This window comes from Siminovitchia sp. FSL W7-1587 (assembly GCF_037963795.1).
Lineage (GTDB): Bacteria > Bacillota > Bacilli > Bacillales > Bacillaceae_C > Siminovitchia > Siminovitchia thermophila.
In genome coordinates this window covers 2,395,582-2,409,641 of record NZ_CP150169.1, presented here as the reverse complement: position 1 = coordinate 2,409,641, position 14,060 = coordinate 2,395,582, and the positions used below count along the sequence as shown (strand labels likewise).

The window sequence follows — 14,060 nt, the reverse complement described above, 5'->3', positions numbered from 1 at the left end:
GTTATTCCCCCTTTATTTCCTCAGTATCAAGACGTAGCCATGAACCTGCGTACAAGTAATACCAGGAAGGTTCCAGCGTCAATAACTTGGGATTTTCGGGATCTTTTACAAGTCCGTAACCAATAATGAATTCTTGGATTAAATCGACTTTAATATCCGGATTGGAAAGCAATTCGTCCATTGCTTCTTTTCCGGATGGCAATGTCACAACCTTAGGGGCGGGAAGTGGAATATCCAGAATAAAATAAGGTCTCTCATACTGGTAAATTTCTTCTTTTCCCCAAGTTAGCTCCATTTTCGTCATACCTTCTTGGCTGAATACGGGGTACCCTTTTATAAACAATAAAAACTTTATGTTTTTATCATACGGGTCCATGCTGAGATAACGGTAATTATCAGTCCAGCCTGCATGCTCATTGACAAAATTAATACTTCTCTCCAAAACATTCATGTCTTCACTTTTTATCCTAGTATTAATGGTCTGGCTCGGATTCACGTAAAAAAACATGTTCGTCAAGTAGTCAACGGTCATGAGGCTCGTCCCATCCGTATATTTTGCGCCATCCGTGATCGAATCTCTCCGCACATAGTCCGGATCTTTAAATAGCGCATTTTTGAAGCTTTCGGGTTCAATGTAGTCGGAGTAGTATTTATAACGCGGAACCTCTATTTGTTCGGATGGAAGAAACTTGATTCTCCCATCGGGAAGATTGTATGCCTGGTAAGCGTCATATTTTGTTTTACTCTTTTCCAAATGGTTGAACAATGAAACAAGCTGATCATGATTAACATGGCTTTCATATACCTTTCCATCTTTTGTGGAAATGAAATATACTGACCCGTCTTCTTGCTTTTCACTATCCAGGCGGATGACAATCCGGTTGAATGCTCCATAAGGAAGATTGTTGGACTCAAACCGCAAAACCCTTTTATACACATCAAATGGGACAAGGTCGGGAAAGATGATTTCTATATTTTCTCCAGACTCGGAAAGCTTGCGAATTTGGGTAGGCGAATAAACGACTGGATCGCTGAAATCGTAAAATGTCCAGCCGTTTAATTCGGCAAGTAATTGATCAATATGTTCGTCCTTGCCCGTCCCATAGTGGTCTTTTTGGAAATGAAACAAAACCCCCACCGGTTTGATTAAATCCGCCACATCTTTCGGATCGGAGATGGATACTTCGTGAACATTTTTTTCTTCACTAAATTCATATTTCGGCTGGTACGTCCATAAATTCCATGTCAACACAACACTCGTTAAGACAAGGAAAAAAAGCAGGAACGATTTCATGTTTTCGTAATTCACGACCAATCATCCTTTTGTTCAGGATCGTAAGGAAGCGTGAAAATAATGGCCGTACCTTTTCCTTCCACGCTTCTTGCCCAAATATGACCTCCATGGGCTGCTATCATTTCTTTTGCAATGGCAAGGCCCAAGCCGGTTCCACCCAACCTTCTTGTTCGCGCCTTATCGACTCTGTAAAAACGGTCAAATACTTTCTCTATATTTTCCTTTGGAATGCCAAGACCTTGGTCTCTTACACTTACCTCAATTTTATCATCGAGTTCTTTCAGCTTAAAAGTAATCTGGCCGCCTTCCGGAGAATATTTGAGCGCATTCGAGATAATATTATCCAACACTTGTGTCAGCTTATCTTCATCTATTTCCACAAAAATGACCTTGTCGGGAAGTTGGCGCCTAAAGGAAACGTTCCGGTCTTTCGCCATTTCAAAACGGTCAATGATTGAACTGAAAAAGGAGACAAAATCCACCCAAGTTTTATTCATCTCATAGTCCTTGCTGTCCATTTTCGAGAGCTTTAACAAGTCATTGACCAGGCGGATCATCCGTTCCGTTTCATTTTGTGTGACATTCAGAAAATGAGGAGCCAACTCTTTGTCATGAAGCGCTCCATCAGACAATGCTTCAAGATAGCTGCGCATGGTTGTCAGTGGGGTTCTCAGTTCATGCGAAACGTTTGAAACAAATTCTCTCCGATCTGCCTCGATTTTTTCCTCCTCTGTTACATCATGCAACACGACGATAAGCCCATTGATGAACCCGGTGTCACGTTGTATGACTGAAAAGTTCGCCCGTAAAATAAAAGGAGATTCATTTGTACTGTAATCGAGAACAATCGGTTCCTGCTGTTCCAGCAAGTCCTCAAAACTGTCTTTATCCTCAAAGAAAAGCAGTTCGGTAATAGGGTGGGAAATGACTGTTTCACGTGAAACTGAGAGCATTTTGGCCGCTTGTTCATTGATCAAAATGATACGGCCTTTCCTATCCGTCGCAATAACTCCGTCCGTCATGTTGGAAAGAACTGTGGAAAGCTTTCTCCGTTCCCCTTCCGTCATCGCCTGAGCCTCTTGGAGCTTTCTCGTCAAGTGATTAAACGAAAGAGCAAGCTTGCCAATTTCATCATCACCATAAACACGGACTTTGCGCGAAAAGTTGCCTTTAGCCATGGCAACGGCCTGCCTTTTCATATCAGAAATCGGCCTTGTAATCGTGCGCGCGACCAAAATCCCGAGTATTGCCGTAATGAACATGGCGATCAATGTTGCCGAAATAAATATTTGGTTGATCTCTTCCAGCTGGTCAAATACGGTTTCAATTTTGGCAACAAGATAAATGGCTCCGACCACTTCTCCTCCAGATTTGATCGGAGTCGTCAATATCCATACACGATCTTTTGATGGTTTATCTATAAAAATATTGTCTTCTTTCTTCCCGCCAGCCAAAATCCTCTTTACCATGACATCTGTTGTTTTCTGTCCAACGATGCCCTGGTTATTTCTTTCAGACGTTCCGACAACGATATTTCTGTTATTAATGACGCGAACCTCGGAGATATCCTCCCCTGAAAAGTCAAAAAGCAGTTTGCGTACTTCTTCCTCGAGCGAAGGAGCCTCTTCATCTGTCCTGTCTTTTTTCATCTCTTCGCTCAGGCTGTACTCTAATAATGGAAGCCTGCCTTCTATCGAGTGCTTAAAGTTTGTAATCAACTGTTCTTCCAGTTTTCCGATAAAATATACACCGATAATTTGCATGGCAATCATAATCAGCAATAAATAAATCGTTACGAACTTAACATGGATTGAACGGAAAAAACCTACTTTTTCCATAAAGACTACTCCTGTTCAGGCACACGCAAATAATAGCCGACCCCTCTTCTGGTTACAATCCATGTTGGATGGCTTGGGTTGTCTTCAATTTTCTCGCGAAGACGCCGCACAGTAACGTCCACAGTCCGCACGTCTCCGAAGTAATCATATCCCCATACCGTTTGGAGCAAATGCTCGCGGGTCATGACTTGACCACTATGTTTGGCCAGATAATGAAGGAGTTCAAACTCGCGATGTGTCAGTTCAATTGTTTCACCATTTTTGGAAACAACGTAAGCATTGGGATGAATCGTAAGTGCACCAATATTAATTTCATCGTTCTCATCCTCCGCCGATTGCTCGGCGATTTGCGAGTGGCGGCGCAAGTTTGCCTTCACGCGTGCGATCAGTTCCCTTGTGCTGAATGGTTTTGTGACATAATCGTCCGCACCCAATTCCAATCCTAGCACTTTATCAATTTCCGAATCTTTTGCCGTCAGCATAATAATAGGCATGTCGTGTTTTTTACGCACTTCGCGACATACTTCCATGCCATCCCGGTTCGGAAGCATGATGTCCAATAGAATCATATCCGGTTGCATTTCTTCCACAAGCTTTAATGCCTCATCGCCATCATAGGCGCATTGCACAGAAAATCCCTCTTTTTTCAGGTTAAACTGGAGAATATCAGCAATTGGCTTCTCGTCATCAACTACCAGGATTTTCTTATCCACGGCCCCATCTCCTCTTTCATCATTCATTCTATATTTTAGTAAATTATATTTTTCCTCTTAATCTCTCTATTTTAGCACAAATAAAGGACCCGTTCCAAAAGCGCCCGAATCCTTTTTATACCAGTCACCCTGCTATTGATACAAAAACTTTGTTCATAAAAAGTAAAAAAAGCACTACGAGAGCCATCGTCGTCGCAATGCTTTTTAAAATAAAAGTTAGTGATAATATTAACATATGAAATGCGGATCAGCAAGATATTTCGACAAATTCTTTTAGGCTGTCTCTTTCATGTCACTATTTTCATGTTGTTTTTAATCTATGCCTGTTCCCTTTGTTTTATGAACACTTCTTGTGATAGATGATTTTTCACTGTCTCTTTTCCCGCATTATAATATTCTATTATCGCAGGAAACTCTCGTGCGTATCTCTTGTATCTTTGCGGCTATAAAGGGCTGGCCACATTGTCCCCACGCTAGAAGTTTCCTACCATGTTTTTTGTGCACGAAAGGATGTGAACCGTTTTCGGTTCCTATTCCCGGATTCACTTTATACGAAACTCACGCATCCAGTTCTAAACGTATTCGGCCCTATTCCCGGATTCATTTTTTATCAATCTCACGCATCAAGTCCAGTTCCATGTAGCGGTGAAAAGTCCTCATGCCTAAAAAGAGGCTGAACAGCAGTGATGTCGATCACGATGTTCAACCTCTTTTTCAAATTTCACTTTATCTCCAAACACTTCTTATGACATTTGTTTGCGAGCGATCAGGCCCCACGGAGAAAATGGAAAGTGTGACGCCGGTTAATTGCGAAACGCGCTCCAGGTAATGGCGTGCGTTGGCAGGAAGCTCATCGAGTGTTTTGCAGCCGGTGATGTCTTCTGTCCAGCCAGGCAATTCTTCGTAAACAGGCTTGCACTCTTTCAAGATGTTCAAGTTAGCAGGGTATTCTGTAATCATTGTGCCTTTATAATCATACGCCGTGCAAATTTTCAATGTTTGAATACCCGTCAATACGTCAATGGAATTCAACGACAGGTCTGTAAGGCCGCTGACACGGCGGGCATGCCTGACCACAACGCTGTCAAACCAGCCAACACGGCGCGGGCGTCCGGTCGTCGTTCCGTACTCACGGCCGACCTCGCGGATTTGATCGCCAATCTCATCTTTCAATTCAGTCGGAAACGGGCCATCTCCCACTCTTGACGTATACGCCTTACATACACCGACAACATGGTCAATTTTCGTCGGCCCCACGCCGGAACCGATCGTCACACCGCCTGCGACCGGGTTGGATGAGGTTACAAATGGATATGTTCCCTGGTCAATATCAAGCATGACCCCTTGCGCTCCTTCAAAGAGGACACGCTTGCCTTCATCCAATGCATCATTCAGCACAACAGATGTATCACACACATACTCCTTGAACTGTTGTCCGTACTCATAATATTCATCCAAAATATCTTCCAGTTTAAAACCGTCTGTTTCATAAAAACGCTCAAGAAGCCGGTTTTTCTCTTCCAGGTTGCGCGTCAGTTTTTCTTCGAACACTTCCCTGTCCAGCAGATCGGCAATCCGAATGCCGACACGTGCCGCTTTGTCCATATACGCGGGACCGATTCCTTTTTTTGTCGTACCGATTTTGTTAGCGCCCTTACGTTCTTCTTCCACTTCGTCAATTTTCAGATGATAAGGCAAAATAACATGAGCCCTGTTGCTAATTCTTAAATTATCCGTTGAAACAGCATGGCCATGCAAATATTCCAGCTCTTTTACAAGCGCTTTCGGATCAACCACCATGCCGTTTCCGATTACACTGATTTTATCTTTATAAAAAATTCCCGACGGAATTAAATGCAGTTTATATGTAACGTTGTTAAATTGAATTGTGTGGCCTGCATTGTTGCCTCCTTGATAACGGGCAATCACTTCTGCATTTTCTGATAAAAAGTCCGTAATTTTCCCTTTTCCTTCATCTCCCCATTGCGTTCCGACAACCACTACTGATGACATGCAAAAAGCACCTCCGCTGGTTCAAAAATGAACCCTAATATGAATTAATTATATTTTATCAATGGGCCTTGCCTAGAGTCAAGCCAAAAGGCGAACATTAACAATTGAACTCTCATGATTTGTTCGTCTTTAAAGCAAGGTTCTCCCTCATTTATTATAACCTACTTGGTAAAGGTTTTAACAGTATTCTCCCCTTGCTCCCTTTCCCAAAAAGAAGAGGCGGGCCAAGTCATATAGCGAATAAGACCAAAAAGCGCTAAACGCCATCTCTGCCCTGTTTCTTGATACCGCAGAGTCTTTTACGGCACATCAACCTCCTTATATACGCAGTTGGTAAGTCTTTTCCTAAGTGTTTGTAACACGAATTTTTCATAAACTTATAAGTGCCGATTCCAGTTCATCATACTCATTCTCCGAACAGTTTTTCTATTAGCCACACTGTCTTCTTGATATGTAATTCACATCCATCCGTGCTCCTCTGCCTTCCCGAATCATCTATTCTAGTCGGAAAAGTGGCCCTCAAATGTCTGCTTATGCTCCAACATAAAGAGTTCATTCGCCATTAAATGCTGAATATTCTGTATCATATATTATATATTTACAAATCACTTTTACTGCTTTAAGATTAATTTTCAATAGGAGGTACAAAAGATGGAAATGTCTTTTATAAACCCAAAGTCGTTAAAAGCACAATCCTATCACGTCATTAAAGAGGCAATCATCAAGGGGGTTTTAACCGATCATGAAGTACTAACTGAAAATAAAGCCAAGGAGTTATTTGGTATAAGCAGAACACCATTTAGAGAGGCCATCCAAAGATTAGAAGCGGAAGAATGGCTCATATCAATTCCTTATAAAGGCACTTATGTAAGCCCTTTAACGATGAAGGATGTAGATGATATTTTAGAAGTGAGGTTAATATTTGAAACCGCAATGGCAAAAAAAGTGGCAGAAACTATTACTAGTGAACAAATTGAACAACTTCAAAACATCATCAATAAAATGGAATCGGTCTCAACGAAACAATCAGACTACGAGTTTACTTTAATAGATCAAGAATTTCATAAAACCATCAACCATTTTGGCAATAATAAAAAGATGGTCTCCATAAGTGATCAAGTGTATGACTTGATGCGCAGAATCGCGATGAAAGTTTTAAAAAGTCCGATCAGACGAACAGAAGTGATTGATGAACATTTGAAAGTGTTAGAAGGATTACAAACGAATCATGTGGAAAAAACTTTGGCTCACCATTATGATCGGGTGAGATTTGAAGCGCAAAAATACTTTTCAACTTTATAAAGGATGGATGTTACATGAAGCATAATTACCGCTATCAAATTATGTTAATGATGGTTTTGATGGTGATCATCAACTATATCGATAGAGGAGCCATTTCATATGCACAAAAAGATATTATTGGCGAGTATGGATTTGACCCTATTTCATGGGGAGCCGTACTAGGATATTTTGGATTCGGATATTTATTCGGTTCTCTCTTCGGAGGAATTCTCGCGGATAAGAAAGGACCCAAATTTGTTTGGATTTTTATCGGAATTGGCTGGTCCTTGTTTGTCATCGCCACTGCATTTGCCGGAGATATTGGTATGGCCCTGTTTGGCGGCTCTGCTCTAACCGGATTTGCCATCATTCGTATCTTATTTGGATTTGCCGAAGGGCCGACGTTTTCAACCATTAATAAAACAAATGCGAACTGGGCAACACCCAGAGAACGTGGATTTGCTGTATCCTTGGGGTTATTAGGAACTCCGCTCGGGGCATTGTTAACAGCGCCTGCCGCAGTTGCGCTATTATCTGTCACAAGCTGGAAAATGATGTTTATTATTTTGGGCAGCCTGGGAATTGTATGGGTTTTCATATGGGCAAAAATGTTTACGGATTTACCCGAGCAAAACCCGAATGTATCAAAGGAAGAGTTGGAAAAAATCCGCTCTGTAAAAGATTTATTGCCAAATGAAAAAGTCGTTAGTAAGCATGATGATTCAATTAAATGGTATCATTTCTTTAAAAATCCGACACTCGTTTTTAATGCTTTAGGCTATTTTGCTTTCCAATATATTAACTTTTTATTGCTTACTTGGACTCCGAAATACTTACAAGATCAATTTGGCTTTCAGTTATCATCTCTTTGGTATTTGGGAATGATTCCTTGGATTGGAGCCTGTTTTACCGTATTGCTTGGCGGAAAAATTTCCGACTACTTGCGTCTCAAAACAGGAAGTCTGCGAATCGCGAGGTCTGGACTGGCCGTTGTTTCATTGTTATTGACAGCTATATGTTTCATGTTGATCCCTACCGCAAACACCATTGTCGGTGTTATGGTCTTGATGTGTATCGGGAATGCGTTTAATTCACTTCCAAATTCTGTTTATTGGTCGGTTATTATTGATACGGAACCGAGCCGAGCAGGTACATTTGGCGGCATTACACACTTTATTACCAATACAGCTACCATTATAGCTCCGATATTAACCGGGTTTTTAGTTGTCAGTTTTGGTTACACTTCGATGTTTGTGGCAGCTGCGATCGCATCCGGCGCAGGAATGATTGCAATGCTCTTTGTGAAACCTGGTCAACGGCAAGTAACGAATACATTAAGTAAGGCGGAAGCGTAATATGGATATTTTATCAACTTCAAAATTAATGAAAAAGAAAGAATTATCACCTGTTGAATTGGTAAAAGAAACTTTGCATAAAATTGCGATAGAAAATCCAAAATGCAATGCCTTTATTACGGTTGCAGAAGAAGATTCTTTACAAACCGCCAAAAAACTCGAACAGGAGTTATTGGCCGGCAAAATAAGAAGCCCGCTTCACGGCATCCCTATTGCCATAAAAGATTTAATTTTTACAAAAGGGATTCGGACAACAATGGGTTCGAAACTATATGAACAATTTATCCCCGACACGGATGCAACGGTTGTCCAAAAATTAAAAGATGCCGGTGCGGTCATAATAGGAAAAACGAATACACATGAATTTGCTTATGGACCAATCGGTGACCGATCCTATTTTGGGCCGTGCCGCAATCCGCATCATTTAGATAAAATTACCGGCGGATCGAGCAGTGGCTCAGGCGCCGCTGTTGCCTCCGGCATGGTCACTGGCGCTTTAGGAACCGACACAGGCGGATCTATCCGGATTCCATCCTCGGCGTGCGGAATTGTCGGGATGAAGCCGACCTTTGGGCTGGTGAGCAAAAAAGGATCATATCCTCTGGCTTATACTCTTGATCATATTGGACCGATGACCAAGAATATAAAGGATAACGCGTTATTGCTAAACGTTATAGCCGGATATGATTCAGAGGATCCGTACTCTTTGAAAATGGAAAAAAAGGACTACTCCTCTTTGATTGGCCAAGATGTAAAAGGAAAAACGTTAGGTATTCCCTCTTATTATTTTGATTTCATCGCCGAAGAAGTGCGCGCAGAGGTCATTCATTGCATCCATATGTATGAAGAACTCGGTGTCATCATTAAGAAAGTGGATATTCCTATTTTGGATAAAATCGCAATAGCGCAAAGTATAACGATTCAATCAGAAGCTGCGGCGGTACATGAAGATACTATCCAAAACCACAAAGGCGATGTAGACGATGAGGTATTTGAAAGATTAGTCGCAAGTCAAGCTATTAAAGGCTATGAATATGTGCAATCACAAGTCGAAAGAAACCAGTTAATTGCCGAATATAATCAGGTCTTTGATGACGTCGATGTATTGCTCACTCCGACACTCCCTATTCTACCAACTAATATTGGCCAGCGGGAAGTACAAATTCAAGGCCAAACGGAAGCTGTTCGCCATGCATTGTTAAGATTGACATCGCCAACAAACTATACAGGCAATCCGTCTTTGTCGCTTCCTTGCGGCTTATCCAAGCATAACCTGCCAATTGGCGTTCAATTCATTGCAAAACATGGTGATGAAGCTGAATTATATCAGTTTGGCTATGCTTTGGAACAAAGCGGATTGTATCAAGACAGATTTCAAGATGCTTTTCCACAAAAATAAATGGGGAGCTGTCTAAAAAGTCCATTTTAGAATACATGAACTAACATTTAAAACCCAAGAATGTTGATTTTACAGTATTCTTGGGTTGGTTTTTTAAACTTTCAAGCTGAAATATTACTTTCCGGACAGCACCTCTGGTTATTTTATTAGAAATTCGCTTTTTAAACATAAAGGACAGCCATGAAGGTGACGAGGCTATATTGGCGTCAAAAGGCACAAATAAAAGCACTCCGAATACGAAGTGCTCAATCGCTATGCGCCAGGCGGCGCGGCGGAATCGTCAAACCTTCTCTCTAAATTGACGAATTTATTATATTCTTTGACAAAGGCAAGCTGGACGGTCCCGGTCGGGCCGTTCCTCTGTTTCGCTATAATGATTTCAATGATATTTTTGTTTTCTGATTCCTGATCATAATAATCTTCGCGGAACAGGAATGCCACAATATCAGCATCCTGCTCGATACTTCCCGACTCCCTGATGTCAGACATGATCGGGCGCTTGTCCTGACGCTGTTCCACACCACGGGACAACTGGGATAAGGCAATGACGGGAACTTCCAATTCACGGGCCAATGCCTTTAATGAACGGGAAATCTCCGATACTTCCTGCTGCCGGTTTTCTTTAGCACGTCCGCTGCCCTGAATAAGCTGCAAATAATCAATCAAGATCATCCCAAGACCGTGTTCCTGTTTCAGCCTGCGGCATTTGGAACGGATTTCACTAATACGGATTCCAGGGGTATCGTCAATATAGATACCGGAATTGGACAAGCTCCCCATTGCCATCGTCAACTTACGCCAATCCTCATCTGTCAGTGCCCCTGTTCTTAAATTTTGGGCATCGATATTGCCTTCGGCACAAAGCATACGCATGACGAGCTGCTCTGCCCCCATCTCCAGGCTAAAGATCGCGACATTTTCATCGGTTTTTGTTCCAACGTTCTGCGCGATATTCAATGCAAAAGCCGTTTTACCGACTGATGGACGGGCGGCAACAATGATCAGATCATTTCGCTGGAAGCCTGCGGTCATCCTGTCCAGTTCAGAGAATCCCGTAGGAATCCCGGTAATTTCCCCTTTACGGTTGTGAAGCATTTCAATATTGTCATATGTTCGGACGAGAATATCTTTTATGTTTTGAAAAGCGCTGGCGTTCTTCCGCTGGGCTACTTCCATAATGCTTTTTTCGGCTTCATCGAGCAGTTCTTCCACTTCGTCTTCCCGTGTGTAGCCGTTCGTGGCAATGTCAGTGGCCGTACGGATTAAACGGCGCAGGAGCGCTTTTTCTTCCACGATCCGGGCATAATAGCCAATATTAGCGGCTGTGGGCACCGATATGGAGAGTTCACTTAAATAAGAAACTCCTCCTACATCTTCCAGCAGTTTGGATGCCGCCAATTTTTCGGTTACCGTGACAAGATCCACCGCTTTTCCCGATTCGTTTAATTCAATCATCACTTCAAAAATTTTCTGGTGGGCGCTCCGGTAAAAATCTTCGGGCACAAGGATTTCCGACGCTAATACGATCGCTGAAGGCTCAAGAAAAACAGCACCGATCACTGCCTGTTCCGCTTCAATATTTTGCGGTGGCGTACGGTCTATTAATAAATCATTCACTGTTCAATCCCCCTCCCTGCTCCCGCATAAAACATGCCATAGAAAAAATGTGACCGGTATCCGGATCACATTTTAAATACTTATTCCATTTTACCATGAAATGATATGGAGACATATATGAATTTCAGTTTTGCTCTTTTACATGTACATTGAGTGTTGCCGTTACTTCGGGATGGACTTTGACCGGTACTTTCGTCACTCCAAGTGAACGGATCGGCTGGTCAAGTTCAATTTTTCTTCGATCGACCTTAACATTATGCGCTTTTTTCAATTCATCAGCAATCTGTTTATTCGTAATTGATCCGAACAGTCTTCCGCCTTCTCCCGACTTTGCTGTGATTTCCACGGAGATTTTTTCAAGTTTTTCCTTTAATTGTCTAGATTCTTCCAACAGCTCTTTTTCTCTCTGTTTTTCTTTTTTCTGCTGGTTTTCAAGCGCCTTTAAATTTCCGGGAGTTGCTTCGATTGCCAAGCCTTGTTTAAATAAAAAGTTTTGTGCATAGCCGACAGCAACATCTTTGATTTCCCCTTTTTTTCCTCTTCCCTTGACATCTTTTAAAAAAATGACTTTCATGAAGATTGACCTCCCTCGAAATATTCATCCAACACTTGCCTTAATTGCAACTCGGCTTCCAAAACGGATACATCCGTCAGTTGGACAGCTGCGTTCGACAAGTGGCCTCCTCCGCCCAACATTTCCATAACGATTTGAACATTTACTTCACCGAGTGAACGGGCGCTGATGCCGACAGTGTTTTCATCTCTCTTTGAAATAACGAATGAGGCATTTACACCTTCCATCGTCAGCAGCGTATCCGCTGTTTGGGCAATCATGATCGGATTATAAATCACATCATCCGCACCCGTCGCAATCGCAATCCCATCACCGTAAAATTCCATTGTTTCTATCAATTTCGCCCGCTTTACATACGATTCCACATCTTCTTTCAGAAACTTTTGCACAAGAACCGTGTCCGCCCCGCGTGACCTTAAATAAGAAGCCGCATCAAATGTTCGGGAACCTGTCCTAAGCGTAAAACTTTTAGTATCTACAATAATGCCAGAAAGAAGAGCGGTTGCCTCAAGTCGATGCAGTTTTTTTCCTTTGGGCTGGTATTCCAACAGTTCTGTAACAAGCTCTGAGGTGGATGAAGCATACGGCTCCATATAGACAAGCAACGGCTTATTGATAAAATCTTCACTTCGTCGATGGTGATCGATGACAACGATCCGATCCGTTTTACCTAACAGTTTTTCTTCAATAACGAGAGATGGCTTATGTGTGTCCACAACAACGAGCAATGTATCTTCCGTCGCAATTTCCAAGGCATCTTCCGGTGTAATGAGCCTTGTATAAATATCGGGTTCATTTTTTAATTCCTCAATCAGCCTTCTGACACTCTGGTCTATTTCGTCAAAATCGATCACAATATAGCCTTCCCGATGATTCATATGGGCGGCTTTTCTAATACCGATTGCCGCACCGATAGCGTCCATATCGGGATATTTATGCCCCATGACAATGACCTTGTCGCTTTCTGTAATCAAATCCTTCAAGGCATGGGAAATGACCCGTGCGCGAACCCGCGTTCTTTTTTCCATCGGATTGGTCTTCCCGCCATAAAATTTCAATTTCCCGTTCGGCAATTTCATGGCAACCTGGTCGCCTCCGCGTCCAAGCGCGAGATCCAGGCTTGATTGCGATAAAGCGCCGAGTTCAGGAAAGGATGATACCCCCAGCCCAACACCGATACTGAGCGTTAAAGGCACATGTTGCTTTGCTGTCGTTTCCCTCACGGTATCTAAAATAGAAAACTTTTCCTGCTCCAATTGCTTGAGAATTTTTTCATTTAATAAAATAATAAACCGGTCGGATGATGTTCTTTTCAGGAAGATGTCCCGCTCTATGGCCCAATTATTTAAAAGCGCCGTAACGGTGCTGTTCAGTTCACTTTTCGTTTGGTCATTCATTCCTTGTGTAGCGTCATCGTAATTATCAATTAAAATGGTCGCGATAACCTGACGTTCTTCTTGATACCGTTTGGCCGTATCTATTTCTTCTGTCACATCAAAAAAATAAAGAAGGCGTTCTTCATTTTTTACTTGGACACGGTATTTCCGCTCATTTAATGTGACAATATCCGTCGCTCGTTCTTCCTTTACGAGTTTAACAAGCGCTTCCGAGATATCATATAAAGTCTTTCCCACAAGTGTATTTTCGCTTAAACAGGAAGCCATATAAGAGTTTGTCCATTCAATATCATAATCATCATTGATCAGCATGATCCCGATCGGCATTTCCAACAGCGCTTCTTCTCCCACCTTTTTAACGCGATGGGAGATCGTCGAGATGTATTGTTCTGTTTCGCGCAGCCTCTCATTTTCCGCTTGTATTGTAAAGAAAATGAAAATCCCGAGCAAGAGAGCACCAAATGCACCCGCCCACCAGTATTGGAAACTGATGATGATCAGAAGAACGACGTTAAGAGCGACTATTCCAAAGATCGGATAACGGTTCTTCCCTTGCTTTTTATATGGAGGCATCCTTTC

The 14,060-nt window shown here is 42.2% G+C and carries 10 protein-coding genes; 3 read left to right on the top strand and 7 right to left on the bottom strand.

Annotation, left to right across the window (positions count from 1 at the left end):
• Position 1 precedes the first annotated feature (1 nt).
• From yycH to NST31_RS11325, 4 genes are all read right to left on the bottom strand, one after another.
• Positions 2-1,309, bottom strand: coding sequence for a two-component system activity regulator YycH (gene yycH / locus NST31_RS11340; RefSeq protein WP_205180059.1), 1,308 nt, complete (start codon positions 1,307-1,309; stop codon positions 2-4).
• Positions 1,306-3,132: a cell wall metabolism sensor histidine kinase WalK gene (gene walK / locus NST31_RS11335; RefSeq protein ID WP_077112030.1), complete on the bottom strand. Its 1,827-nt coding sequence runs from the start codon at positions 3,130-3,132 to the stop codon at positions 1,306-1,308. Before walK ends, yycH begins: the two co-directional genes overlap by 4 nt.
• Before the next feature lie 5 nt (positions 3,133-3,137).
• On the bottom strand, positions 3,138-3,872 hold the full coding sequence (gene yycF, locus NST31_RS11330; RefSeq protein ID WP_139345655.1) for a response regulator YycF: 735 nt from the start codon (positions 3,870-3,872) through the stop codon (positions 3,138-3,140).
• 699 nt (positions 3,873-4,571) lie between these two features.
• Positions 4,572-5,858 carry an adenylosuccinate synthase gene (locus NST31_RS11325; protein ID WP_077112031.1) on the bottom strand — a complete coding sequence of 429 codons (1,287 nt, stop codon included), beginning with the start codon at positions 5,856-5,858 and terminating at the stop codon, positions 4,572-4,574.
• Positions 5,859-6,509: 651 nt separating this feature from the next.
• Between NST31_RS11325 and NST31_RS11320 the strand changes: the two genes are divergently transcribed.
• Genes NST31_RS11320 through NST31_RS11310 form a run of 3 tightly spaced genes read left to right on the top strand, consistent with a single transcriptional unit; the run spans position 6,510 to position 9,893 of the window.
• Positions 6,510-7,160, top strand: a complete 651-nt coding sequence (locus NST31_RS11320; protein WP_077112032.1) for a GntR family transcriptional regulator — start codon at positions 6,510-6,512, stop codon at positions 7,158-7,160.
• Between the two features lie 14 nt (positions 7,161-7,174).
• Positions 7,175-8,494, top strand: a complete 1,320-nt coding sequence (locus NST31_RS11315) for an MFS transporter (protein WP_077112033.1) — start codon at positions 7,175-7,177, stop codon at positions 8,492-8,494.
• Between the two features lies 1 nt (position 8,495).
• On the top strand, positions 8,496-9,893 hold the full coding sequence (locus NST31_RS11310) for an amidase (protein ID WP_339160632.1): 1,398 nt from the start codon (positions 8,496-8,498) through the stop codon (positions 9,891-9,893).
• Between the two features lie 252 nt (positions 9,894-10,145).
• Here NST31_RS11310 and dnaB read toward each other — a convergent pair whose 3' ends face one another.
• From dnaB to NST31_RS11295, 3 genes are all read right to left on the bottom strand, one after another.
• Positions 10,146-11,510 (bottom strand): replicative DNA helicase, encoded by a 1,365-nt coding sequence (gene dnaB, locus NST31_RS11305; protein ID WP_077112035.1) that lies wholly within the window; start codon positions 11,508-11,510, stop codon positions 10,146-10,148.
• Positions 11,511-11,634: 124 nt separating this feature from the next.
• Positions 11,635-12,084 (bottom strand): 50S ribosomal protein L9, encoded by a 450-nt coding sequence (gene rplI, locus NST31_RS11300; RefSeq protein WP_339160628.1) that lies wholly within the window; start codon positions 12,082-12,084, stop codon positions 11,635-11,637.
• Positions 12,081-14,054: a DHH family phosphoesterase gene (locus tag NST31_RS11295; protein ID WP_077112037.1), complete on the bottom strand. Its 1,974-nt coding sequence runs from the start codon at positions 14,052-14,054 to the stop codon at positions 12,081-12,083. The genes rplI and NST31_RS11295 overlap by 4 nt, the downstream gene beginning before the upstream one ends.
• Positions 14,055-14,060 lie beyond the last annotated feature (6 nt).

Coding starts and splice junctions, on each gene's coding strand:
- walK (WP_077112030.1), bottom strand. CDS start 3,132: ATGGAAAAAGTAGGTTTTTTCCGTTCAATCCATGTTAAGTTCGTAACG.
- yycF (WP_139345655.1), bottom strand. CDS start 3,872: ATGAATGATGAAAGAGGAGATGGGGCCGTGGATAAGAAAATCCTGGTA.
- NST31_RS11325 (WP_077112031.1), bottom strand. CDS start 5,858: ATGTCATCAGTAGTGGTTGTCGGAACGCAATGGGGAGATGAAGGAAAA.
- NST31_RS11320 (WP_077112032.1), top strand. CDS start 6,510: ATGGAAATGTCTTTTATAAACCCAAAGTCGTTAAAAGCACAATCCTAT.
- NST31_RS11315 (WP_077112033.1), top strand. CDS start 7,175: ATGAAGCATAATTACCGCTATCAAATTATGTTAATGATGGTTTTGATG.
- NST31_RS11310 (WP_339160632.1), top strand. CDS start 8,496: ATGGATATTTTATCAACTTCAAAATTAATGAAAAAGAAAGAATTATCA.
- rplI (WP_339160628.1), bottom strand. CDS start 12,084: ATGAAAGTCATTTTTTTAAAAGATGTCAAGGGAAGAGGAAAAAAAGGG.
- NST31_RS11295 (WP_077112037.1), bottom strand. CDS start 14,054: ATGCCTCCATATAAAAAGCAAGGGAAGAACCGTTATCCGATCTTTGGA.